21 protein-coding genes and 1 pseudogene are annotated in these 25194 nt (G+C 52.0%); 3 read left to right on the forward strand and 19 right to left on the reverse strand.

All coding sequences use genetic code 11. From position 1 onward, the window contains the following. Position 1: 1 nt before the first annotated feature. From ACYVI1_RS02535 to ACYVI1_RS02620, 18 genes are all read right to left on the reverse strand, one after another. Positions 2–1318 (reverse strand): allantoate amidohydrolase, encoded by a 1317-nt coding sequence (locus ACYVI1_RS02535; RefSeq protein WP_460906364.1) that lies wholly within the window; start codon positions 1316–1318, stop codon positions 2–4. 50 nt (positions 1319–1368) lie between these two features. Further along, positions 1369–2532 carry a DmpA family aminopeptidase gene (locus ACYVI1_RS02540; protein WP_460906366.1) on the reverse strand — a complete coding sequence of 388 codons (1164 nt, stop codon included), beginning with the start codon at positions 2530–2532 and terminating at the stop codon, positions 1369–1371. Positions 2533–2635: 103 nt separating this feature from the next. Beyond that, complete coding sequence (locus ACYVI1_RS02545) at positions 2636–3553, reverse strand: amidohydrolase family protein (RefSeq protein ID WP_460906368.1); 918 nt, start codon at positions 3551–3553, stop codon at positions 2636–2638. Positions 3554–3895: 342 nt separating this feature from the next. Further along, the gene (locus ACYVI1_RS02550) at positions 3896–5005 is read right to left on the reverse strand and encodes a DUF4440 domain-containing protein (RefSeq protein WP_460906370.1); all 1110 of its coding nucleotides are present in this window, start codon (positions 5003–5005) and stop codon (positions 3896–3898) included. Between the two features lie 77 nt (positions 5006–5082). Beyond that, on the reverse strand, positions 5083–5403 hold the full coding sequence (locus ACYVI1_RS02555) for a GYD domain-containing protein (RefSeq protein ID WP_460906372.1): 321 nt from the start codon (positions 5401–5403) through the stop codon (positions 5083–5085). 172 nt (positions 5404–5575) lie between these two features. Then, on the reverse strand, positions 5576–6082 hold the full coding sequence (locus ACYVI1_RS02560; RefSeq protein ID WP_460906374.1) for a RidA family protein: 507 nt from the start codon (positions 6080–6082) through the stop codon (positions 5576–5578). Positions 6083–6087: 5 nt separating this feature from the next. Then, entirely contained in the window at positions 6088–6582 is a 495-nt protein-coding gene (locus ACYVI1_RS02565) for a YybH family protein (RefSeq protein WP_460906376.1), read from the reverse strand. Positions 6583–6689: 107 nt separating this feature from the next. After that, positions 6690–7631 carry an NAD-dependent epimerase/dehydratase family protein gene (locus ACYVI1_RS02570; RefSeq protein WP_460906378.1) on the reverse strand — a complete coding sequence of 314 codons (942 nt, stop codon included), beginning with the start codon at positions 7629–7631 and terminating at the stop codon, positions 6690–6692. Between the two features lie 85 nt (positions 7632–7716). After that, positions 7717–8097: a hypothetical protein gene (locus ACYVI1_RS02575; protein ID WP_460906380.1), complete on the reverse strand. Its 381-nt coding sequence runs from the start codon at positions 8095–8097 to the stop codon at positions 7717–7719. A 141-nt stretch (positions 8098–8238) separates the two neighbouring features. Beyond that, positions 8239–8463: a DUF3500 domain-containing protein gene (locus ACYVI1_RS02580; RefSeq protein ID WP_460906382.1), complete on the reverse strand. Its 225-nt coding sequence runs from the start codon at positions 8461–8463 to the stop codon at positions 8239–8241. 172 nt (positions 8464–8635) lie between these two features. Beyond that, positions 8636–11080, reverse strand: a complete 2445-nt coding sequence (locus ACYVI1_RS02585; protein WP_460906384.1) for an outer membrane beta-barrel protein — start codon at positions 11078–11080, stop codon at positions 8636–8638. 227 nt (positions 11081–11307) lie between these two features. Then, the gene (locus ACYVI1_RS02590; RefSeq protein WP_460906386.1) at positions 11308–12489 is read right to left on the reverse strand and encodes a cytochrome-c peroxidase; all 1182 of its coding nucleotides are present in this window, start codon (positions 12487–12489) and stop codon (positions 11308–11310) included. Between the two features lie 178 nt (positions 12490–12667). Beyond that, a complete protein-coding gene (locus ACYVI1_RS02595) occupies positions 12668–13438 on the reverse strand; it encodes a LytR/AlgR family response regulator transcription factor (RefSeq protein WP_460906388.1) in 771 nt (256 codons plus the stop codon). A 50-nt stretch (positions 13439–13488) separates the two neighbouring features. Then, positions 13489–14625, reverse strand: coding sequence for a sensor histidine kinase (locus tag ACYVI1_RS02600; RefSeq protein ID WP_460906390.1), 1137 nt, complete (start codon positions 14623–14625; stop codon positions 13489–13491). Between the two features lie 343 nt (positions 14626–14968). Beyond that, positions 14969–16249, reverse strand: coding sequence for an HlyD family efflux transporter periplasmic adaptor subunit (locus ACYVI1_RS02605; RefSeq protein WP_460906392.1), 1281 nt, complete (start codon positions 16247–16249; stop codon positions 14969–14971). 114 nt (positions 16250–16363) lie between these two features. Continuing rightward, entirely contained in the window at positions 16364–18562 is a 2199-nt protein-coding gene (locus tag ACYVI1_RS02610; protein ID WP_460906394.1) for a peptidase domain-containing ABC transporter, read from the reverse strand. A gap of 220 nt (positions 18563–18782) precedes the next feature. Next, positions 18783–20528, reverse strand: a complete 1746-nt coding sequence (locus tag ACYVI1_RS02615; protein ID WP_460906396.1) for a helix-turn-helix domain-containing protein — start codon at positions 20526–20528, stop codon at positions 18783–18785. Positions 20529–20972: 444 nt separating this feature from the next. Next, on the reverse strand, positions 20973–21455 hold the full coding sequence (locus tag ACYVI1_RS02620) for a nuclear transport factor 2 family protein (RefSeq protein ID WP_460906398.1): 483 nt from the start codon (positions 21453–21455) through the stop codon (positions 20973–20975). Positions 21456–21625: 170 nt separating this feature from the next. Here ACYVI1_RS02620 and ACYVI1_RS02625 point away from each other — a divergent pair, with 170 nt between their 5' ends. From ACYVI1_RS02625 to ACYVI1_RS02635, 3 genes and pseudogenes are all read left to right on the forward strand, one after another. Further along, positions 21626–21919: an AAA family ATPase gene (locus ACYVI1_RS02625; protein WP_460906400.1), complete on the forward strand. Its 294-nt coding sequence runs from the start codon at positions 21626–21628 to the stop codon at positions 21917–21919. A 150-nt stretch (positions 21920–22069) separates the two neighbouring features. After that, positions 22070–22255: an AAA family ATPase gene (locus ACYVI1_RS02630; RefSeq protein ID WP_460906402.1), complete on the forward strand. Its 186-nt coding sequence runs from the start codon at positions 22070–22072 to the stop codon at positions 22253–22255. 33 nt (positions 22256–22288) lie between these two features. Further along, positions 22289–22873 (forward strand): annotated as a pseudogene (locus tag ACYVI1_RS02635) (ATP-binding protein); the annotation flags it as partial. 13 nt (positions 22874–22886) lie between these two features. Here ACYVI1_RS02635 and ACYVI1_RS02640 read toward each other — a convergent pair. Further along, the gene (locus tag ACYVI1_RS02640; protein WP_460906404.1) at positions 22887–24794 is read right to left on the reverse strand and encodes a helix-turn-helix domain-containing protein; all 1908 of its coding nucleotides are present in this window, start codon (positions 24792–24794) and stop codon (positions 22887–22889) included. Positions 24795–25194 lie beyond the last annotated feature (400 nt).

Below are 25194 nucleotides of genomic sequence, written 5' to 3' on the forward strand. Positions count from 1 at the left end.
ATTACCGGATGGTTGTTTTTTGTGGTTGGTCTTTATCAATTGCCAATAGCGTTTGCAGCAGCACATTGGCTCCATTGCCGATGTCAACTCCTTTCGAGAATTCTTTGGGCGAATGACTGATGCCGCCCACGCTGGGGATGAAAATCATGCCCACTGGTGCAATTTGCGCCATTTCCTGCGAATCGTGCCCGGCCCCGCTTTGCATATACCGATACGAAAAACCCAATGCTTTGGCCGCGCTGATGATTTTGTCCTGAATCGGTTTGGCCGTGAGGGCAGGGGTTGTTGGCACACTGGACTGCACAAATGTGATGGTCGTTTCGGAAGCTTTGGCAATTTCCTGGGCTTTTGCTTCTACTTCATGAAACAGCTTCCAGATTTTATCATGCGACAAATCCCTGATTTCAACGCCCAGAACTACTTTGCCCGGAATAACATTGTACGCGCCCGGCTCAACCCCGATTTTGCCGATAGTGCCCACTTGCCGACCTTCATGGCTGGTAATCACCTCATTCAGGGCGACAATCAGTTTAGCCGCTGCCAGCAATGCATCGCGTCGGGCGTTCATGGGCGTGGTACCGGCGTGATTAGCCGCGCCCTCAATCGTTGCATCCCAGTGTTCAATCCCAACAATGCCTTCAACGACGCCGATCTTGAGATTTTCAGTCATCAAAATGCCGCCCTGCTCGATATGCAGTTCGATAAAGGCGGCCAAATCACCTTTTTTACGGACCATTTTACCCAGACTATCGGGGTTTCCGCCAATAGCCCGCATGCCGTCGGCTATCGTCAGGCCGCTTTGGGATACCGATTTCAGGGCGGCTGGGGTGATTTTGCCAATCATGGCCCCGCTGCCGACCGTACCGCCTTCTTCGTTGGTGAAAATGATGAGTTCCAGCGGGTGTTCGGTAATGATGTTGTTTTCGTTGAGGGTTTCAATCAACTCCAGCCCGCTAATCGAACCGAGGGGGCCATCGTAATTACCACCGTTCGGTACGCTATCGATGTGCGAACCAAACGCAATGGGTTTCAGAGCCGGATTTTTTCCCTTCCGTCGGCCAATGAGATTACCCGCGTAGTCGATTGTTACGTCGAGACCAGCTTTTTTCATCAGGCTCATGAAGTAGGCCCGGCCTTCCTGATCGGCTTTGCTATACGCCACCCGCCCTATCCCGCCGTTGGGTAGCTCTCCAAATTTTGACAACTCCAGCAGCCGGTTCTGAATCCGTTGCTGATTGATTTTCAGGGTGTTCAGTTGTACCTGAGCGATAGATACAGAACAAGACAAAAGAAGGCAAACGAGTAGTATGTTTTTCATGATCTGTAAGAACGGGTTGACGCAAAGTTGATGGTGGGCGTGTTGTCAGTTTACCTGATTCGCTTATACTTCCTCAATAAATCAATCACCAGCGTGTGCGGGAGTGCATACGCCTTGTTTCCGTTAATACCTTCCATGGTTTCGGCGGCAACCATGGCGTTGATAATGGATTCCTCCACCGCCTGAACGGTAGCCTCGAACAGGGGATTCATCAGATCATTGGGAAGCTGATTCACTTTCGTACTGGTTCCTCGCTGAAAAGCCGTTGGGTTTGCGGTTGAAAAGGCAATGAAAATGTCACCCGAACCATTGTTTCCTTTACCGCCAACAATGCCCACGCCAAGCGAGACCCTGGTGGCTATTCGTTTTAATTGATGGGGTAACAACGGAGCATCCGTAGCGACCACGACGATGATAGAACCATCGCCCTCCTGTTTGTAGGATGGGGGCGCTTTCATGTCATAATTCAGGGTATCTTTCAACTCCTCTCCAATGGGCACACCGGCAATGGTTAAGTGTCGTTTGGCTCCAAAATTGGATTGCACCAATACACCTACCGTATAAGTTGAATCGTTGATTTTTACAAGTCTCGATGCTGTTCCTGTACCCCCTTTGAAACCCAGACACATCATGCCTGTTCCCCCACCCACATTTCCCTCGTTCAGATAGCCCGATTTAGCCTTATCCAATGCTTCATAGGCATGACTTTCTTTGACATGAAACCCGTAAATATCATTCAGGCCGCCGTCATAGGTTTCGGCTACCACCGGGTACGTGTACCAAAAGTCTTCCTTATACCAACCTGTTTTTACGAACCATTTCAGCACGGCATCGCGTACCACCCCTACGCTGTTGGTATTGGTTATCATAACCGGACCTTCTAAAAAACCCGACTCGGTTATCCAGGTCGTGCCCGTCATTTCACCATTGCCATTGAGCGTGTACCAGTTTGCATACACAGGATTGTTCGTTCTGCCTCTTGGCAAGATGGCGGTGACGCCTGTACGTACCGGGCCTTTTCCCCGAACGTTTTTTCCTTGTCCTGAAATGAGAGTGCTATAGCCAACTTCTACGCCGTTTACATCGGTTATGGCATTGAATTTCCCCGGAGTTCCCATAAAAGGAATGCCAATTTCTCTGGCCCGTGGTTTTTGCCCAAAGACCGAAAATTGAATGGATCCTATTAAAAGCAGTACGGTAAAATAGTTAGTCATGCAAAAAGTTAGTTTGAAGTTGTTTAGGGTTTCTATTTTGCGTTGGGTTCAGAAGGTGGCGACGGGCGCAATGATGACCATCAGTACCAGTCCGTTTTGATTATCAGTCAATAATGCTCAGGAATTTTTTCGCGTTTGTATACAGGATCATTTCTTTTTCTGCTTTCGTCAAAAAAGAAAGAGCGTTCAGGTAATCCAATGAACTGGTAATTGCCTGGGGCCAAACCATCTGGTCAGAACCGAACAGTACGCGGTCAAGAACGCCGTATTCTTTGGCCAACTTCAGAAACTTGGTTCCATAATCTTTGGTCAACGGATGAAGCCAGAGCGAAACCCCTAAATCTGCGTAGAGATTGGGGTAGGCATCCATCATGCGGAGGGTGTTTTCGTAAAAATTCTCCCCGGCATGCATCAGGTACAGTTTCAGTTTTGGATACTTCACAATCACATCTTCAATCAGGAGCGGGTCGCCAAAGGAAACACGGTACTTCGGCCAGCCCATGTATTGCGCGTTGGGAAAACTTCCGCCGGTATGATAGGCAACCGGAATGCCGTATTTTTCACAGAGGACTAAATAAGGCTGGTAGATTGGATCAGCCAGGGTGCGGCCTTTGTAAACGGCCATCACTTCGCCAAAGACCTTGATTTTACCCGCTTGTATCGATTTCTCAAATTGGTCGATTGGCATCAACGTTTCGTCGTAGTCCTGATACCCCGGAATAAACCGCTTATCCGCTTGCGTGTAGCGCTCTATGCTTTCCATCCTACCGCACAAGACGGCATGCTGGATGTTGTGTTTATCCATTGCTGCGCGGGTCTGAGCCAGATGTTCCTGTGCTGTTTTGCTTGATTCAAATCCATTTCGCGCCTTTCCCGTAAAAAAATCCTTTTCGGTATAGCCGTGCAGGTGCATGTCAATTACCTGCGCGGACGCTACCCGCATGACCCCGACTAAACCGGCAACAAACAGGAGCAGAGCAGCAAAACCGGCCAGAACGGGGGTAAATTGGTTGGTTTTCATTGGTTTCACCTGGTTTGATTGATTACTTTCTCTAATTGGTTTTCGGTAGTCCGACGCTTTGGCTTGTCTTGTTTGGGGTTGTATTTTGCTGGTTCGGCATCGTCGGGAGACTGCGCCGAACCAGCAAAATACGGCGCTTAAAACGTGATGGGCGTCGAAATTGTAATTGGCTCCAAAACGGTTTGTTTAGCTTTCATCCCGTTTTTAACTTGTGATTTGCCTACTCTAATCGGTTTTCGACGGTCCCACACGTCGATGGTCCGACACGTCGGCTTCCCTGTTTGGGGTTGTGTTCCCGGTCTGTGTCCTCACAGACCGGGGAAGAAGGAAGAAACCAGAAACTTATTTTTTGCTCAGAATCAGGACCGTAGGCTTACCCGTTACACCCGCTTTCTGCATGGTAGCGGCTAACTCCGGGCGGGCAAAAAAGGTCTGAGCCGCTTCGGGCGAGGCCCATTCGTTGATGACGTATACCGTGCTGGGGTCGTCCTGAAGCGTACCAACTTCGGCACTCAGTTCACCGGCAAACATCCGCTCGCCCTGAAAGGTATCGAAGGTTTTTTTCCACGTCGCATAGTCGGCCACTTTGTGGTACACCATCGTTTTAACGAGGTTGGTCAGTTTCTGCTGGCGGGTTTTCCACTGACCGTTCTCTTTTATAGCCGTATTGGTGAAGGCACCATCGACCATTACCCGGTCGCCTTTGACCGACCGCCCGTTCTGGTGATACGTCCCCGTGACGACTACACTGCCATCAAATTGCGGAGTTACATTCGCCAGCGTAATGAGGTTGTTCACGTCGGCATCGGCAAAACGCTTCGTGTAAACGTCAGCTACCTGGTCAACCCCTTTTGTGGTGGTTCCGTCAGCCGCTGTCCGCACAATATCGGTTGTGAACATGGTCTTCAGGGCTGCTACATCTTCGCGGTTAACGGCATCCTGAAATTTTTTGACAAAGTCGCGGAGTTCGAGCCGGATAACGTTGCTGTTGAAAACAGTCTTTACCTGCCCAATTTTCCACTGACTGCCTTCCTTTGCAATGACCGTTTCCTGCGTTCCCGACGCGGGATTTAGTTTGGCACCCGTTTTTCGGTCGAAATCATAGCCTGTGAACGTACTGGTAACGTTGACTTTTCCATCAGCCAGCGTTTCTGTGTTGTTGACGGTCAGGTCCATGTAGGAGCCAACGGTTTCGCCGAAGTCCCGGACGAAATCGGCTTCAACATCGGCTTTCGGCACCACCGTTACGCTGCCATCCCGGTTGCTCACGAACCCAACTTTATCGCTATACATGGCCATCAAGGCGGGCAGACTTCCTTTGTTGTAGGCATCCTGATAGGTTTTAACGAAGGCAACGGCTTCTTTATTCAGACCCTGTGCGTTTAGGGTGGCCGTAACCGCCGGGAGAATCAGCACTGCCAGCAGCAGCGCAAGGGTGATTGTGGTTTTCATTGGTAATGATGGTTTGATTAAGGTAAAAAAAGAGGAAAGCGCACTTTGTTCGACTCAAGAGGTCATCTGCCTCATGTTCATTTACCTGGTGCCCGATAGTCAAACTGCATCTGGGCGGCCTTGTCGATTTCTTCGGGGTCGAGCAGCATCGTACTGGTAATCGACACCATTCCCGATGCATTGATGGACAGAGTCATAGCTGCTGCCGTTATCGAGTCAGGCAGTTCGACAATCACGTAGGCGTCTAATTCGCCAGCCGAGAAGTAGAATGCCTTCACGGTGCCGCCCATGCCAGCAACCATCGTCTCGATAGCTTGCCTGCGGTTGGTACCACCCACTTTGTGTAGGGCAGCCACACCCGCCGGGGTATAGGATGCCTTGATCAAAAACTTAATCATTGAATTGGTTAGTAAAAGGGTTGCCTACTCGTCTGGCTTTTCGGAACCGCCCGTTTTTTACCGTGATGGCTGCTTCACGCACGTTCTGGAAATAGCAGGGAATCAATTACAGTTGACCAGCGTCTCTTTCGCCGGAATAAAGTTCACTGATAGTACCTGCCGGGCTAAGGCGCTATTCGTGAACTTTATGGGCTTCCAGCTCAATCTCAATCAACTGGCCGGGGAGAGCTAACTCCTTTACCCCGAACCATGAACCGGTCGGAAACTGCTTTTTGTAGATGGTGTTCCGATAGGCCGACTGCTTTTCAAATTCAGGCATATTCGTCGTCAGGATATTTTCGACCACCACATCGTCCCAGGAGTAGCCGTAGTGTTTCAGCACCTTGTCGAGGTCACCGTAGCAGTTTATCATTTGCTGTTTCAAATCGCCTTTAGCCGTCAAATTACCGGCACTGTCCATGCTAACGGCTCCCGATATTTTCAGGTCGTCGCCAATCCGAACGGCGTGGGAATAACCGTAACTTTTTTCAAGCTCGGGCCGTAGCTGGAAATACTCCGGTGTCTCGGATTGAGCCGTTGATTTCTTATCGGCCTGGGTTGGGGCAGTGTTGCAGCTAACGGCAAACACGAGCAGGGCGCTAAACGTAATTAGCAGTTGAGTGAATTGGTTGGGTTTCATTGGGTTTATTTAGCGGATGGAAGGGGCAAATCTGAGTTGAAGAGGTCACGGAAGAGTTTCCACTTGCCGTCTTCCTTTTTCCAGAGAACGATGTACTTTCCTTTGTCCAACTGCGTACCTGCTTTGTCGAAAAGGGTCAGTTCGCCCTCTTCGGCCACTATGTCTCCGCCCCCCCACACGTCGACTACCTTCAAATCGGCTTTTGCAATGCCTGAATTGATGATACCCGCCATGCCGGTCTGAATACTTTTCCGGCCGGTCATTGCCGGTCCGTTAGGCCCCATGAGTTTCGCGTCAAGGGCATACGAGTTGGCTAACCCCACCGAGTCGCCTTTGCTCACCAGGTCCATAAATTCGCTATTGGCGGCTTCAATTTCTGTTTTGACCGTGGCTTTATCGAACGTTTCGCCACGCTCTTTTGAGGCAGTAGTACAACCGGCGGCAAAGACGAGCAGGGCGGCAAACGCGTTGAAGATTTGGGTAAATTGACTGATTTTCATTAGCTTAAGTTTAGTTATGACCTATTGATTAATGGCGATTTAATACCTTTCTTCAGAAAGTAAAGCTGGCCTGTGAAGTAGATTTTCTGGTACTATAGCGTTGCCGATCAACTACCGGCGTACTCATGCAAGGGTACCTGGGCGGGCTGAAACTGCATACCCAACTCCTGCGTGGCCGATGCGTTGCTATACACCGTGCGGGCCGTTCCGGCAGGGGTTTCCTTGTTGAGCATACTGGAAATGTCTGACACTTTCCAGCTTTCGCCCGTAAGCAGGTAGTTTTTGCCATGCAGACCCGGCGTGGTAGCTGCCAGAAAAATAGCCTCCGCCACATCCGAAACGGCCACGACCGCAAACTCAACATCGTTGGCAAAAAGCATTTCGATAAATGCATCGGGCATGAGTTTATTTTTGAACAGATACTGCAAGCCAACGGATGTAGAATCGGCCCGGTCGGACAAGGCAGGCCCCACCACCAGCGTGGGAAATACGCTCACCACCTCAAACGCTGCGTCTGGATTTGCCGCAACGAACGTCCGAACGGCCTGGTCGGCATAATACTTGGCCTGACAGTACGGAATGGCTTCGGCATTAAGATAAGGCGCGTCCGCTTCACTATACAGATGGTTAGCGGGCTGGCCCGAAACAGGCATCGGAAAAAGGGTATTGTACGAGGCTACCGACGCCACAAACACTACTTTTTCGACCGACGTCGTTTGACTCACTACGTTCAGGAAATTTTCGGTACCCCGAATGGTGGGGTCAAACACCTCTTTCTGCGGATTCTCTACACCCAACTGAAACGGTGTACCGCAGTGAATCACGAGGGCGCAATCCGCCATGAACGTTTTCAGACTTGCTTCGTTGGCTACGTCCAACTGACTGACCGTCAGATTTTCGGCGTTGGCCAGCTTGTACAGGTGCTCGTATTTGTCCTGCCGGGAAATGTCGGTAGCCGATACTTTAACGAAATAGCCTTCGGCCAGAAATTTTTTGGTGATGTGGCTGCCAATAAAGCCCGATCCACCGATGATACCTACGGTTTTCATGCTGTTTTTAGAATTTAAATTGCCGTGCCATAAACCGCCCGGCGGTGGTTGTGAGAACTAATAGTTTGTAGCAGTGTAAGACAAATCAGGGCGGACGTGTCCGATTTTTGTTTCCATTGCCCAATAGCATTTGGGCTTCGGCCATGAGTTCACTATGCAGTCTGGAGCGGTATCGGGCCAGAAACCGGCCTTTGTATTCGTCGACCTCAGCAAACTGCGTGGCTCTGCTCCGGTAGCGCACGGTTTCGGCGCAGACCCCGTCAGGAGCCTCACAGTCGTGGTGATTGAGATGGGCATGGCGCGTTTTGGCCAGCCGGATAGTGCCGGTCTGCCCCCGCTCCATATCGGGGCGCTGGCTGAGGCTGCAAGCCCCTAACAGGCTGACCAGCGATGGGTCACAATACAGAACGGGGCTGGGGTGGCGTCGCTGGAAGCGCAGGACGTTTAGCCGACAGGCGTATTTCATAGCAGCCACGTGAGTTTGTTTTGCTGCTACAAGTTTGAGGTTTCCCCATCGGAAAAGCTTCGCCTATTGTGCCAAAAACTTCGTCTATTGTGCCATCACTTCGTTTATTGTTGCACGAGGGGTATTTTTTAATGGTCGCGGTTAATTACCCCCATAATCCGTATGGCGGTCGCGCCAGACCGAATGCGGATGCACCATACCCGGAAAGTCGCGGCTGGGCTGTGCGGAATACTCGATCCAGATACTCGGTCCGTCCAGCCGCACATAATCGTTTGGCTGATTCAGGGTGCCGCTACCCGAGTAAGCCCCGTAGGTATCGGCCAGACAAACTACCCGTGCCAGCCCGGTGGCTGATGAACAGTCCATGGGCACATGCGCTGGTGCAGCATTGGACGAGGGGGTTACCAAAAGCGCATCGGCCTGGGGTTAAACAACCAGCATGGTGGGAAGCAGGCACAGGCCGATACCATAAAAAGCCAGGGATTTCATCGCGTACATGCTGTTTTACAGGGGTGAGATCTCATTTTTTGGGGTCTGGCTACTGCGTCCGCACGCGCTCTTTCTCCTCGTCGGCACTGGTCCTGGCTTTGGCCGAACCACCGTTGATAGCCTGCCCGAATCGGTATACGAACGAGACGTTCGCCACCCGCGTGTCCCGCCTGAAGCTGACCGTCGAAACGACATTCTGAAAGTTCTGAATTTCCCGCGAAATCTGCGTATGGAATACGTCACGAACGTTGAAAACCACACTGGCTTTTTTGTTCCAGAGTTGTTTCGATAGCCCCAGCGACATCTGGCTGACAGAGCGAATAACGGCCTGCCCTTCGTCGCGGTTGCGGCCGTGATAAAACCCCGATACCTCAGCGCCCCAGCCATTACCGAGCGTGAACTGGTTAGTCAGGTTCAGGTTTACACTCAAAGCCGACGCCTGGAACGGAAGGTCGGCGACGGTGCCATTGAAAGCGGTAAAGGCCCCGCTGGCGAACAGATTGGCCGACCAGAATGAGGTAAGGGGTAGCTGCATAGTCACGGTAAGCCCCACATTGTCGCGGATGGCGATGTTGCCTACGCTGCGGATAATCACGTCGTCCTGTTTTTGCAGAGTTTCGGTCATAAACCCGTCCGTGCGGCTGTAGTTGAGTGTCGTGGTCAGGAAATTGTTGTATGTATGGCTCAGCTCGAAGTTATTGGTGAACTGAGGCCGCAAAAACGGGTTACCCGTTGAGTACGTATAGCGGTCGATAATACTCAAAAACGGGTTCAGATCCCGGTAGGCGGGCCGGTCGATACGCCGACCCACCGACAACACGAACTGGTTTTTCACATCGGTTTTGTACCTCACAAACAGCGTCGGAAATAGGGTGCTGTAGTGCCGCACGAACACTGAATCGGGTTTTTCGGGATTACCAAGCTGATGGCCGGTATACTGCGTGTTCTCGTAGCGTAGTCCCAATTGCCCGTACCACTTACCTACCTGCCGGCTCAGGTTGCCGTATACCGCGTTGATGCTTTCGTGGTAGTTGAAGTGGTTGCTCAGGCCATAGTCGGGTTGCTCGGCACCGCTTATGGTCAGGAAGTAATTAGCCTGGTTGTTTGTGCGGCTGATGGCCGTTTTTAGTCCGGTTTCTACTTTATACTGACCCAGCGTCTGGCTATAATCCACTTTGGCCGCGAAGATGTTGATGGTGAGCGGAATATCACCCCGAAGCGGAATCTGACTCAGCAGTGACCCATCTGAGAAGTAGGTGTTGGTCACTAAGTTCTGGGTGTTGCTGGCGTTGTAGTTCAGCCAGTCGGCCGACGCACTGATTTCACGGCCCTTGTCGTCGAAGGCATGGCGGGCGTTCACGTTGACTGCTCCATTACGCCAGAGCGCATTGCCCGACGAGGGGGTAAACAGGGTGGAGTCAATTCGGCCTGCTCCGGTGGTGATGCGGGTCGTGGTCTCAGCGGATGGACGCTGTGGATTAACTAAACCGGCCAGGCTGAACCCCAAAGTGGTGCGCGGGCTGGCAACGTAATCCATGCCGACCTTCAGATTATGGGTCTGGTTGCGGTAGATGCGGTTGGCCGACTGGTTTAACCCGCCTGTTTTCATGCCACTGGCATCTATGAAATTACGCTGGGTTTCGATGTTAAAATACCCATTGTTCTGGATGAAGCCATAGCTGAAAAACGTATTCAGGTTCCCTTTGCGGTAGTTGAGGTTTAGTCCGTCGTTGCTCTTGACATAAGGTGAGGAACCCAGACCCAGCGTCAGCGTACCGTTGAAGCCCTGGATGGTTTGTTTTTTGGTGCGGATGTTGATAATGCCTGCATTACCGGCCGCATCGTATTTAGCCGAGGGATTGGTCATGATCTCGATCTGGTTCAACTGGCTGGCGTTCATCGAGCGCAACAGGTTCACCAGTTCATCGCCCGACAGGTAGGTGAGTTTGTCATCGAGCATAATCATCACTTCTTTTTTACCTTTCAAACTCACGTTCCCATTGGGATCAACCGTCACACCCGGCGATTTTTCGAGGATGTCTAAGGCCGTAGCCCCGGCGCTGGAAGGCAGGGCATCCACGTTCAGCACCATGCGGTCGATTTTCTGTTCGATGAGGACTTTCTGGCCTGTCACCACCACTTCGGCTACTTGTTTAACCTGCGGTTGCAGCCCGATAACGCCCGCGTCGATAGTTGGTTGTCCGGCTGTCAGCGTCAGCACGGGCGAAGCCGCGTTCTGATAACCAACGGAGGTAATTTTGACCCGGTAGCGGCCCGCGCCCAGGGATTCGAAGGCGAACGCGCCCGCAGCATCCGTATACGTGGCCTTAACAACGGCTGAATCGGTCGTCGCGGCTATCAGTACAACCGTAGCAAATTCAACGGGTTTCTGCTGCTCATCGAGCACCCGCCCGCTAATCTGGCCGAGTGCCCGATGAGCCACGGCTGGCACCGACAGGCAGCAAAGTAACAGGAACGTAAGGGACGTTTTCATAGCGAAGGAGCAAATTAGCCGGTGATTATTTGGTTATCCCAAAGTTCTCAACTTCGCTCCAGGCTCGAAAAACAACCGGGGCAGATGCCCCAAAGTCCCGGTTGGATACCCGGTTTAACCCAGCGAATGGTTCTGCGCCCCCAAGCTATCTCCCTGAGCCTTAATTTATAGGTTGCCCATGCGAAGGCCCTGGGTTGAAAACTCCAGCATGAGTTACCCCTATAAACTCAATGAATGGCTCCTCCAGGGTTCAGTTTGCTGGGAACACTGGCCGGAATGCTTTTGTCGAAGCCAGGATCGGTTAGCGCATTCAGAAAGGCAACGATCTGCGCCTGTTCGTTATTTCGCAGGTTGATGCGTCGCACGTTCGCGTCTATCTGTTGTCTGGGCACGTGCGGATTCTGGGAATTTCCATCGCCAATTCGATCATAAAAGGCGACCACCTGATCCAGAGTCCGGAAAACGCCATTGTGCATGTAGGGGGCCGTGAGGCCGATGTTACGCAGGCTGGGCGTTCGGAAACCATAGGTCCCATTGACGCCCGCATCCGAAACGGCCAGTTTCGCATTATCGGGTACCGACAGCACGTGTGGCTGATAATCGGAAAACATGTTCCCCGAATGACAGTTTGCACAGCCTTCATTGGTAAACGTTTGCAGACCCTGAATCTGGAGCGCGGTCATGGCCGTTTTATCCCCTTTCTGGTAACGGTCATAAGGCGCATTCATGGCAATCAGCGTTCGCTCAAAGGCAGCCAGCGCTTTGCCGATGTTCATGGTTGTAATGGGTTGCTGCGTGCCAAAAGCCTGTTGAAATAAGTACTGGTAGTCGGTAATGGCCGTTAGGCGGGCAACCAGACTATCCAACGCTACTCCTTCTGAGTAGGCATGGCCCCGCATTTCTTCGAACGAAACCAGCGGGCCAAGTGCCTGACGTTCCAGACTGGTTGTGCGGGAATCCCAGAACATCGGCGCGGTGGCCGGGTTAAACAGGCCGTTGGCATCCATCCCATTGTAGGCGGTATTCAAAACGGTTGGGGAGTTTCGTTTTGTAAACGACCTGTCATTGGGTAGTATGAATCGGCGGGCGCTGCCATAGCCCACGGCATTTTCTCCTAAGGAAAGGTCCAGCCCATCGGTATACGCATTGTTGGGATGGTGGCAGGTGGCACAGGCCACATCTTTGCCCCCCGACAGAATCGGGTCCCAGAATAAGGCTCTCCCCAGGGCAATCTGAGCCAGACGGGTTGTGTCGGCCGGAGTCGAAGCGGGGGTAGCCACCGGGGCCGATGCGGAGCCAGTGGGGGTAATCCCATCCGTTTGGTTTGTGCAGGCAGTCAGGGCTACGGCCATAAACGCACAAAACGAGGCCAGTACTGCACTGAACTGTCGCTTGTTTTTCACCTTCATGTGGGTTTAGCGGTTTTTATAGTTATCAGCCCATACGCGCTGGATTGCCTGATCGTTGTAACTGGTTCGGATAAGATTCGAACGTAGATGAAACATGGTCGACAGACCCGCATTAGCGTGGACTGCTAAGGCCGGTCAATTTCGCGTCTGCCCATTCATTCTGCCCGCCGTTATGCCCTCATTTGCCCAGCCACTCCTTAAAATCCGTAATCCGGTCGCCACTCACGAACACTTCCAGGCGGGGCTTAGGGTGTAGTTCCACGTTGAGTTTACTGCCCGAATACATATGAATCGTCCGAATGGCGTCGAGGGCCACCAAAAACGCCCGGTTGATGCGAAAAAATCGCTGTGGGTCGAGTAGGGTGGTCAGTTTATCTAAGCTGTATTCGAGACTAACGTGCTGCCCGTCGCGGGTGGTCAGCCAGGTCGATTTGTCCTCATAAAAAAAATAAGCAATCTCGGCGGTCTCGATGCTACGGATTTTGGTGCCAATAGTCACCATAAAGCGTTCTTTGTAGGGCGACGGAGCCGTTTTCAACGCCTGTAGCAGCGCGGTCATGTCGGGCAGCGGGGCTGGTGTAGTTGAGCCGCGCATCCGTTTGAACTTGTCTAACGCCTGCGCCAGTTCGTCGGCGTCGATGGGTTTGAGCAGGTAATCGATACTATTGGTCTTGAACGCCTGTAAGGTATATTGGTCATAAGCGGTCGTAAAAATAATGGGCAGCGTAAGTTTCGCCTGCTCGATGAGTTGAAAGCCCGACCCATCTTCAAGGTGAATGTCGAGCAGGAGCAAATCCGGTTTGTTAGGGGTCGAGTTGGCAAACCAGGCGAGGGTTTTGGCGACCGAAGGCAGTAGAGCCAGCACCCGGATAGTGGGATCATACTGCGTCAACAGATTCTCCAGCCGCTGGGCGGTGCGTTTTTCGTCTTCAATAATGAGTACGTTCATTTTTTAATGAGTGAAATGGTGAACGAGCGAATGAATAAACCAGGCAACCGCTATTCATTCGCTCGTTCACCATTAAGTAAGGGAAGTTTAACAACAAAAGCCCCGTCGTCCTCGCCAACCCAGACGGGCCGGGACGTCAGCAGGCGGTAGCGGTTGATGATGTTTTGCAGCCCAATACCCGTCGAGGCTTCCTGGGCCGGGCGGGGCTGAATCGGGTTGGCTACCCGCAGATAATCGCCCTCCAGCGCAATGCTTACCCGAAGCGGTGCTTCTTCCGACAGGCGGTTGTGTTTAACGGCGTTCTCGACCAGCAACTGCAACGTCAGCGGGGCAATGGCGTAGCGGGCGCGGGCGGCTTCGGGTACCTCAATGGTGACGAAGAGTTTGTCCTCGAAGCGAATGGTGAGCAGAAACGTATAGGCTACAATAAAGTCGAGTTCTGTGTGCAGGCTTACCCGCTCGTTGTCGCGCTGTTCCAGAATGTAGCGGTACGCTTTGGACAGGCGGTTGATAAACTGACCCGCCAGTTTGGCGTCGGTATCCACTAAGGAGGAGAGAATACTAAGGCTGTTGAAGAGAAAATGCGGATTTACCTGATTTTTCAGCGCATCGAACTGAGCCTGCACGGCTTCTTTCTCCAGGCGTTCGGCCTGAAGCTGCAATTGCTGAATGCGCCGGGTTGAACGCCGGTTGGCCGTCAAATAAAAGGCCGACAGCAGGGCCATAATAGTTAGCCCGTTGTTCATGCGCCGGCGCTGCCCCCTATCGTTCGGGCGGGCGTCGAACGGGTTATCCGGCGCCCGCCCCAGCGTAGGAAACTCGCGCTCAAGCCTCCGCTCCGAACGCCGGTGTAGCTGACCGAAGAGGTTATTGAACAACAGCGCTAAACCGACCGCCACAACTATCGTGAACACCTGCGTCGGCCACCGAAGTTCGCCCGTGTCGGTCTGCCCAAACCGTTGCGTCAGCCGCCCCTGCAATTCATCCATCAGAAAAACCCAGCCCAGCAAAAACCCAAAGGTCAGCACTCCTTCGACCAGTAAGAACGGTAGATTGTGCCCCAGCACAGCCCAGTTTAAGGCGTTAATATTGACAGATACCCGAATGGGCCAGTAAATGATCAGTACGCTAAGCGCCAGCCGGATTTTCTGATTAAGCGTGAGGAAGTTAGCCGAAAACGAGTCCATAGATGGTAAAGCTACGGGGTTAAAACGGGAATCCGATGAACCGGACCAACGCCGGTTTGGGCGGGTTTACTGCGTAGTTGGCACCGATAAAACAGCCCACTCGATAGCCTCATCAGGCGTATTTTTTTCATGTTCAGCAAGTTGATGAGACAAAATTGGCTCACCCCAACTACCCCCGGAACTAAATCGGACTGGATGACGAAATTTGCCGGTCAGGTAAGGCATTCAGCGGGTCGAGTGAGCCAGCCCATTCAGGAGACTGGCCTGGCATAACGCACCGGTATGGCCGGGCCGGGTAGCATCAGGCTCTCACCGGCAGACAGCAAGAATTGTCTCCAGTCTGTTACAGTACCAGTTTGCGAAGCCCATAAAAAGCGTGTTCGATCAGCCTCAGGTCAGTCGTTACGATTTGAGCCGTCCCCGCCATTTCTGATTTAAATCTAAATTTCTGATGGTAGGTGCTCGTCAGTCCGTTTGGCAAGCTGACCATCACCCGATAGGTGTGTATGGTCAGCGAAGGTTCTAAGCTAACGACGTTCCCTTCCAGCATCCCGAACTCCTGATAGGGATAATCGTCCAGTTTGATGATCACTTTCTGACCGACGCGGGCTTTGCCCATACCCCGCACGGGAATCTCTACGCTGGCCATAAGTGTTTCGTCAACGGGCATCAGCGCGAATAGCGTGTCGGCGGCTTTGAGGTACTGATTTTCGGTCAGGCTTTTCAGGAACACCAGCCTGCCATCGGCGGGGGCAGTGATGAGGTAATTTTGCTGCCAATGGCGCAGGCTGTTTTCAAGGGTGTAGAGGCTTCGCTCGATGTTATCTAAACAAAGTCGTTTTTTCTCAGTGCAGACGTATCCAATTTCCTGTACCTCCCGCTCTATCTCATTTAGTTTCAAATGATTGCTCAGGATTTCCTTCTGAAAATCCTCGCGTTCGCGTTGTTTTTCCAGGCGTTTATTTTTGCTGGCGAGGTAGTCGAACTTACTAAATACGCCTTCTTTAAACAGTTTCTCATCGCCCTGAAACCGCTCCTCTGTATTCTGGAAAGCCTCTTCGTTGAGTTGTTTCTGGTGTTCGTTTACGGCAATCATCTGCCGAAGTTCGTCGGCCTGGTGTTGCCGGTTCTTTATCCGGTATGCCTGTAAATTATCGGATTGAAGTCGCTTGACATCCAGGTAGTTCTGGCGGATTGCATTAAAGTCATTCTGTAAATCACCCCAACTGAACTGCGTACCCGGAAAAAAAATAGTGCGTTGTGGATTCGCTAAAAAAGCCCTTGTTTGAGCAATCAATTTTCGGATGGCCGGGATATTCTGGAGCTGGGTTGTGTTTTCGGTTTCGGCCAGAACAGCGCCCTTCTTCACCAGCATTTCGTCTTTCGCCAGCAGGCTGGTCATCCGTCCGCCCATTGGCGCCATTACCCGTATGGGCTGAATTCGGGTGGTTATTACGGCGTTGCCCGTCAAGACCTCCGGGTATTTGATCACCCAGGTTCCGAGCAGAAACAGGCCCAAAATACCTGTTATGACGCCCGCCCCGCCCCGCATAATCCAGGTAGGCGGTTCACTAACAATGTCGAGCAGTTCGTCGCTCATGTGGGTGTCGGTGTAGTTTTTCATGGTAGTTTAGGTGTTTAGCTTATTTCTTCTCATACCCTCGGTCTGTGAGGACACAGACCGAGGGTACCAAATAGATTCAATTCGGTGGTTACTTAAATTTAGGGGTATTGAGCGTTAGGCTGCCAGTTCTAACTGGGAAGTGAGCAATTCCAAATAGCGTCCGCCCAGGGCAATAAGCTCGTTGTGCGTCCCTTTTTCCAGAATTTGCCCTTCTTCAATGACCACAATCTGGTCGGCATTGCGGATGGTACTCAGGCGATGGGCCACCACCACCACGGTTCGATTGGCAAAAAACTGCTTTAAATTTTCGAGCACAATCTGCTGATTCTGAAGGTCTAAGGCACTGGTTCCTTCATCAAAGAACAGAAACTCAGGATGCTTATACACAGCACGGGCAATGAGGATGCGTTGTTTCTGGCCCTGGCTCAGGTTGGCATATTCGCCCCCGATGGGTGTATGAAAACCCAGTGGTGTCGATTCGACCCATTTGTGGATATTGGCCACTTTGGCGGCCGCCCGTGCCCGGGCCAGGTCGGGGTCGTTATCGCCCAGGGCGATGTTGCTCAAAATAGTATCCGAAAAAATGACGCCATCCGACAGCACCACGCCACATTTACTCCGCCAGGCGGGGGCCGACATGTTGATAAAATTGACCTTGCCGAGCCGCACCTCGCCGGTGTCGGGCACGTAGTGCTTCATCAGTAACTTGAGCAGGGTGGTTTTGCCACTTCCACTCGACCCCACAATGGCCGTTGTTTTCCCCGTTGGTATGAATAGGTTCAGATGCCGGAGCGTGGCAGCCGTAGCGCCGGGGTACGAAAAGCTAACGTCATTAAGTACAATGGGCTGATTTTCGGGTAATTGAGCTGTTTTTACGCCTGCCTGATTCTCTTCTTCGGGCATCTGATGAACGGCGTTGATACGTTCTGTGCTGATTCGGGCATCCTGAATTTGCTGGAAATACGCGAAGAGCTGTTCGGTGGCGCTGTTGGTCTGTCCCAGCATTTGCTGCACCGCCAGCATGGCGCCCAGCGACAGGTGCCCATCGAGCACAGCTTTGGCCGACAAACACGTAATGAGCAGGTTTTTCGTATCGTTGATGATCAGTCCACCAATTTGCTGCACCTGCGAAATTTTGAGCAACTTCATGTTTTGCTTAAACAGCCGGGTACGAATGTGCTCCCAATCCCAGCGTTTGAGCAGTTCGGCATTGGCTAATTTTATGTCCGACATACCCTGCACCAACTGCACTAATTTGTTTTGCTCCTGCCCGGCCATTTGGGCACGCCCAAAATCATAGTCCCGGCGTTTCTGCATAAAGAGTTTAATCCAGGCCAGATACAGCAACGTAGCCCCGAAGAAAATAGCGAAGATGGTGCGGTCGTAGAGGATAAAAATAAAGGTGTAAACGACCAGATTCACCAGGGAAAAAACGATGCCCGTAAGTTGGGTGGAGAGAAACGTTTCAATGCGTTTCTGGTCTTCCACCCGCTGCATCACTTCGCCCACGACTTTCTCATTAAAATAGCTAACCGGCAGACGCATGACTTTGGCCACCAGATCGGCCAGCAACGAAATACCCACCCGCGAGCTAACGTAGAGCAGCAGCCAGCCCCGAATGGCTTCTAACGAATTTCGACCCAGCATCAGCATGAGCTGAGCGGCCAGAAAAATATAGATAAAATTGAGGTTGTTATTCATAACCCCCACATCAACAATGGATTGAGTCAGGAAAGGCATTGTCAGTTTCAGCGCCGTACCCACTAACATGCCCAGGGTCAATTGCCACATCAGGCGGGGATATTTGCGGAGGTAATCCCACAGTGAGCGCAACCCCTGCGGCTTCTGGTCGGCAATGGAGGTCGTTTCCTGAAAAAATGCCGTAGTGGGTTCGAGGACCAAAACCACACCCTGATTGGCGTGGGACGGTAGCCAGTTCTTGCAGAATTCGCTGGCCGAAACCGTCACCGAATCCTGATCGGTACCAATTGCCAGTTGGTTCTGAACGATGGCCGAGACAACCACAAACCCGTGCCCGTTCCACTTGACAACGCAAGGCAGGGCAATTGTTCTCCCAAGTTCTGCCAGGTTGATGCTAACCGAGTGCGCCCGAAATCCAATTGACTCGGCTATTCTGGCTACGTCATTCAGTGTTATAGCTTCGTTTTGGGCAACTACTTGCATACGCAACGTTACCAGCGAGACAACTTTGCCATGGTGGCGTGCCAGTTTACGCAGGCATTTGAGGGCCGATTCGTTGACGTCTTTCGGGCTGGCGTGTACGTCGGCAAACGGACTCTTTCTGGGTTTCATGAGTGGTCTGAAGAGGAAAAGTGCGGAGAAATCGTAAGCGTCATCCCTGTCAACGTGGGCATTTCACCCCGAAAACGACACACCAAAAATAGGCGTCAGCCAGGACCGTATCTTGGTGTATTCCGCCAAAAACGTGGTCTATTGTTGCATAGACTTAGTTTATTGTTGCATCAAAAAAAACCCTGTCACCAGCAAAGCGAGGCAGCCGGAAGAAACTACATTACCGAATGACCTGGCTAATGAGCGTTTCGTACCGGGCATCGTGCCCCAGGTCTGCCAGCCAGTCTCTAACTATGTAGTTGAAAAATAGCATAGGCGGCTCGTGCTGGTCGATGGCGGTTTGAAAATACCCATATGCCGTATCCACCTCGCCCAAACAGGCGTGCACAATGCCCATGTCATAGTTGTCTACCACCTGCGTTTTGTTGAGCGCGACCAGTTGGGCAAGGCTATCCCGCGCTTTTTCTGTCTCGCCCGATAGCCCGAATAATGCCCCGCAGGCACTGAGCGTAATGCCGTTATACTGGAGGTGCAGGGCTGTTTCCAGAGTATGCCGGGCTTCCGCATAGTTTTTTAGGGTTATTGAATTCAGGCCAACAATCAGGTATCCACCCCAAAAGGCAGGTTCGAGGGACATTAGTCGCCGACCCTGGGCGATGGCTTTTTCGAAGTTTCCCGCTACCCAGTACACATAGCCTGCATAAAAGTTATTAATCAGCGAAAATGGCTCCAGCGACAGGGCCATCGTGGCGTTTGCTTCTGCTTTGGTCTGATTGCCCAGCAACGACCAATACAAGGCATATTGTCCATGCAACTCGGCGGTATTCCAGTTCAGTTCAAGGGCTTTTTTAAAGGCGGTGGCCGCGCTGGCAAAGTCCCACTCATAGAGCAAGTTCATGCGGGCCAGCGCCAGGTAGCTTTCGGCAATACCGTTGTCGGCCTGCAGAGCCTGCTCCGTTGCCTGCTTCATGAGCGGCAGGCTATATGCCGACGGGAGGTGCCGGTAGAACCACATATTCAGGTAGCAGGAGGCAATACCCGCATAGGCAATGGCATAGGTTGGCTCCAGGTCAATGGCCGACTGATAATATTCAATCGCTTTGTTGAATTCATCGACTCCTGCAAACTTATTGTGGTAAAAACGCCCGTGTAAATAAAGCTGGTAGGCGGTGGGGTTATTGGTGTATCGTTTGAGGAGGATACCGGGCTCGCTGCCAAACAAGTGTCCACTTATTTCTTTTAAAATGGCGAGTGCAATCTCGTCCTGAATGTCGAAAATATCGGTTAATTCCCGGTCGTACTTTTCCGACCACAGATGATACCCATCGGCTGCGTTGATAAGCTGCGCCGTGATACGCAGTTTATTACCTGATTTTCGGACGCTCCCTTCCAGAATATGATTTACGTTCAGTTGCTCGCCAATAAGCCGCAGATCCTGATTTTTCCCTTTGAAGGTGAACGAAGACGTCCGGCCAACTACCTGTAAGTTGGGCATGTGGCTCAGTACGTTGATAATCTCCTCGGTTACTCCATCGCTGAAATACGCCTGCTCAGGATCAGTGCTCAGGTTCAGAAACGGCAATACGGCCAGCGATACCTTCTGGACTGACGGAGCCGGAGGGGTGCTTTTTTCGAGTTCGATCTGGCTTCTAAACGCAGTAGGGCTGACGTGGAAGGCTTCGGCGAAGTATTTGCTAAAATTTTGCGGACTTTCGATGCCAACGAGATAGGCGATTTCCGAAATCCGTAAATCCGTTTCCCCGAGTAGGCTTCTGGCCCGATCCAATCGTTTTTGCCGAATGTAGAGCGTAATCGAGAGCTGCGTTTTTTCTTTGATGATGCGGTGCAATCGCGACCGACTTAAGCCGATTTTTTTGCAGATAACATCAGAAGGCAACGCTAAATTATCAAGATTCGCGTCTAAAAAGGTGTCTAATTTCGTCAGAACTCCGTTGTCAGTGTGCATCGTAAACCTCCGAATCAAGAACCGTTTTGTTGTAAGTACGCCGTTATTGGTTATATAATGAAGCTGTTACGCCCGATCTATTGCTACGCCCCTACAGGGGTACGACAGGCTACCAAACCAGACGCGCCTACAGGGCTGAACCAGCACCATTCCGCAGCCCCGTAGGGGCGTCTGGTTTGGTAGCCTGTCGTACCCCATTGGCGTCAGCCCCGTAGGGGCGTCTGGTTTGGTAACTCTTCGTTGGACCCCATTCAGGACCGAACAACAGAATGTAACAGGACTTACGCAAAAACCCCTACATCCTCTGAAGGACGGTCGGCCGCTGCCGGACTTAATTCGAGCACGCAAAGCCCGGCAGCGGCCGAGCGTCCTTCAGGGGGTTGGGGGTAATTTTGCGTAAGTCCTGTGTAAATCAAATTTACTCAACGGCTTAACCAATAATCGCTAATAGGCATGGAGCCGGGTAATGTGGTTTTTCTCGATGGTGTAGATCAAACAGACCGGCAAGGGGGAGTCTGGCGGCTCCCCGGCAGCAATTCCTTCAACAATCACATGGTAGCCCCCGGCACAGTAGAGCTGCCGGATTTCCAGCGAGCCAGGCCTTTGTCTCGTCAGCATCATTCGGTAGTGGGTTAAAAACTGAGCTTTGGGTTCTTCCACTTCAGCGAAGTGTGTTCCCCGACTCCGGTAGCGCACGGTTTCGGCGCAGAGCCGCTCAACGGCTTGCCACTCGTGGTGATTGAGGTGGTCGTGGAGGGTTTTGGTCAGCCGGATATTGGCGGCCTGGTTCCGCTCCAGGTCCGAAGGGGGCGCAGGCCGACAAGCCCAGAGCAAAGCCATCAGGAATCCTGTAATAGCTATGCAGGCAGCCCGCCTGGAGCAGGGTCGCCGGGGGCGTAAGTCGATTGCCTGGTAGGGGTAATCCATGACAGCGAGGCTTGATTTTGCTGTCACAAGGTTGGGGCTTGCTGCCAGAAAAGGCTTCTGCTATTGTGCCAAAAACTTCGTGTATTGTTTCAGACTTCGTCTATTGTTGCACGGAAGTGTATTTTTAGGGTCGACTTGCAGAGTAGACGTTGAGATTCTATATTGCAGGTATGATTTCCCGCACAATTGCTCCGTTGGTTATCTCGGCTGCTGAAAAAATGCCTGTGGTTGCCGTAACCGGTCCCCGGCAAAGTGGTAAGTCAACGCTGATACAACAAATCTTCCCAAAGCATACGTATCGCAATCTGGAAGATATCGAACAGTGTCGGTTTGCCCTGACCGACCCCAAAGGGTTTCTCCGGAACGTCGGCGAAAAAGTTATCATTGACGAAATACAATATGCACCTGATTTACTTTCTTACTGCTGTTACGCCCGGTCTATTGCTACGCCCCTACGGGGCTGAAGCCGATGGGGTACGACGACAGGCTACCAAACCAGATGCCCCTACAGGGCTGCGGAATGGTGCTGGTTCAGCCCTGTAGGGGCGTCTGGTTTGGTAGCCTGTCGTACCCCATCGGCGTCAGCCCCGTAGGGGCGTCTGGTTTGGTAGCAATTGGGCGTAACATCAATTTCTTATATTCAGGTAACGAGCGACCGCGATCCTGTACCGGGCCAATTCGTTCTATCGGGTTCGCAAAACCTGTTGCTCATGCAAAACGTGTCGCAGAGCCTCGCCGGGCGGGTGGCTATTTTCAACTTGTTGCCTTTTTCGTTAGACGAGATCGGGGGCAGCTTGTAAACATCAGCGATTTGAACACCTTTTCGGCAGTTTCTCGAAATCTGCGCCGGGCGCATCGGTCCGTTAGTTAATTTTTCTGAAGTCGGCAGCTTAGTTGGTGTCTCGTACCAAACAATCAATAAGTGGCTGAGTGTGCTGCAAACCAGTTTTATCGTTCACACACTTCGCCCTTACCATCAGAATTTCAACAAGCGAATCGTGAAGACGCCCAAGCTGTATTTTTACGATACGGGTCTGGCTTGTGCTCTGCTTGGTCTGCGGACGGTAGCCGATCTAAACCGCCATTTTGCGAAGGGTGCGCTGTTCGAGAATTTTGTTATTAACGAAATTCTGAAAAATAGCCTTAACCGAAACCAACCGCCCCGGCAGTATTTCTGGAATGCCGCCGGGGCACACGAGATTGACCTGCTGCTCGACCAGGGCGGTCGGTTGTTCCCCATTGAGATCAAATCGGGACGAACCATCAATACGCAGTTTTTCGACGGTTTACGCTACTTTCAGGTCGTATCGGGCGCGTTGCCAGCCGAAAGTTTTCTGGTTTATGGGGGCGATGAGGTTCAAAAGCGTAGCCTGGCTCAAGTATTGAGTTGGCGAAATCTGCACCAGATTCCCTTATAAAACGTCGATACCGCTACTTGTCGGGCAACTGATATTGCCGAAGGATGGCGGTAAATACCGGGTGCGACCTGTAGGGTTTAAAAACCGGCAGTACCTTCAGGTCGCGATAGAGATAGCCTCCATCGGCGGCTTTTTTCAGGTAATGCAGACAACTATCAGCCTGGTCCAGACCGGCATATACGACGGCCCGCTCGTAATTGGCCCGAGGGGTGGTTTCCCTTAAGTCGCGGAGAAAGGTGATGGCGCGTTGCCGATTTCCTCGTTTGGCTTCGCAATAGATGAGCGTATGTGTCGGGCGCTTGTAGTCAGGATTTAACGAAATTCCCTTCTGGAACTCAGCCACGGCCCGCTTATACTCCTTTCGGCACATAGCCTCGTAGCCTTGAGCGGTGTGATAGATGAATGAATCATCGAAAAGGCCCCGCCCGTTTTCGATACTCCCACGAGCCAGGTCGAAGCGGTTTGCATAGGCGCAATTGGTAATGTGACCTGCCAGAACGACCGGATAAAGCGGATCGAGGGCAACGGCCTGCATGCTGTAGTGGACAGCTTCGTCTAAGCGTCCTAACGACCGCAACAGGAGGCTATACCAGTAATTGGCCTGCACATCGTTGGGGTTATGCTGCAGGGCAATCCGAAAGGCGTTCTCAGCGGCCTGCCACTGGTAGGTATCATGGTAAAGATTCCCCAGAACGGCATAGGCCGTGCTGTTGGTTGGGTCGAGCCGGATGGCCGTAAGTGCATTTTGTTCACCCAGCCGAAGGGCTTCTTTCGCATCGGCATACCCTAAATTTGGTAAGATAACGAAGGCTTCAGCTTTACAGGCGTATGCTTCGACAAACGTCGAGTCGATGGCTAACGCCCGGTCGAAGCGGGCAATGCTCTCCAGCACATTGGCTTTGGTACGGGTCACGATCAATTGCCGGCCCTGCAAAAAGATGTTGTACGCTTCGAGGTTTTTGGTTCGGGCGAGCGCTAATTTTTCGGATGGCGATGCGTTGATTGTCAGCTTCAGTTGCCGGGCTACATCCTGAACGATCTGATCGGTCAGTGTGAAAATATCGGCATAAGCTGCACTGTAGGTGTGGCTCCATAGCAGAATATCATCCTGCGTACCAATAATTTCAACCTTAACCTGAATGTGGCTGCTGGCCTTCAACACACTGCCTCTCAGAACGTTGGCTACCTGTAGTTCATCGCCAATCTGCCAGATGCTTTTTGGGGTATCTTTGTAGTGATCCGACGAAGACCGCGAAATAACCCTTAGGCTTTTGATCAGCGAAACCGACCGATGCACATCATCCATGATGCCTTCACAGATCGGGCTGCTATCGGCGGCTCCCAAATTGATGAACGGCAACACGGCCAGCGAGTTGCCAACGGGCTGGGTGGGGCGGCTGGCGGGCTGGGTTTGCTGCCATAGATACAGACCCACGCTGGCAACAAGCGCCAACCCCGTGATCAGGGCATAAATCCGCCCGCCAGGGCGCGAGTGGGCGGGCGGGCTTTCAGTAGGTTTAGCAGGCGCGGGCGCGGCATCTGGTATTGTCTCCGGCAATAGCTGCAGCGAATCGACGCCTGCCGACTGGGCACCCAGTTTTCTGAACTCGCTGGGGCTTGTCTTGAACTCCTCAATAAAATAGGTGCTGAAGTTCTGGGGATTTGTGATGCCTACAGCATCCGCGATTTCCGAAATGCGCCAATCGGTGGTCGTCAGCAAATGCCGGGCCTGGCACAGCCGGCGCTTTCGGATGTACAAGGATAGCGAGAGCTGGGTTTGCTCTTTAAGGGTACGGTACAACTGCGATCGGCTGATAGCTAAAGTCTGGCAGATGGTCTCCACCGAAAAGGCCGGATTGTCGAGGTTTTCGTCAATCAGCCGGTTTAGGTTTTCGACAAATCGTTTGTCCGTAGTTAGCATCCAGATACGCCCCGTTTAGCTGCCAAATATACCTTTTTGCGGACAACAATACAGCCGACTCGCTGGCCTGATAAACCAACTGTAAAGCTGGCCCGCGCCTGGTTACCCTGACTCATAGCAACTCGTGGTGTGCCTCCACTAACCGCAGGCGACCAACTTTTCCGGAAGATTTCCCGATTATACGGATATACATAAATGGTACTCTGACAATTTTTGTGGTTGAGAGCATCCTCGGCCTGTATCCTCACAGGACGCTTTAATGGGCATTACGTATAAGCGTCCTGTGAGGATACAGGCCGAGGATGCACCCGCTTACCCAAATGGACCGATTACCTAACCACAAAAATTGTCAGACAACCAAAAAAATTTTATAATTTTTTTAAGTATATGTATTTATATT

The organism is Spirosoma areae (assembly GCF_054781775.1).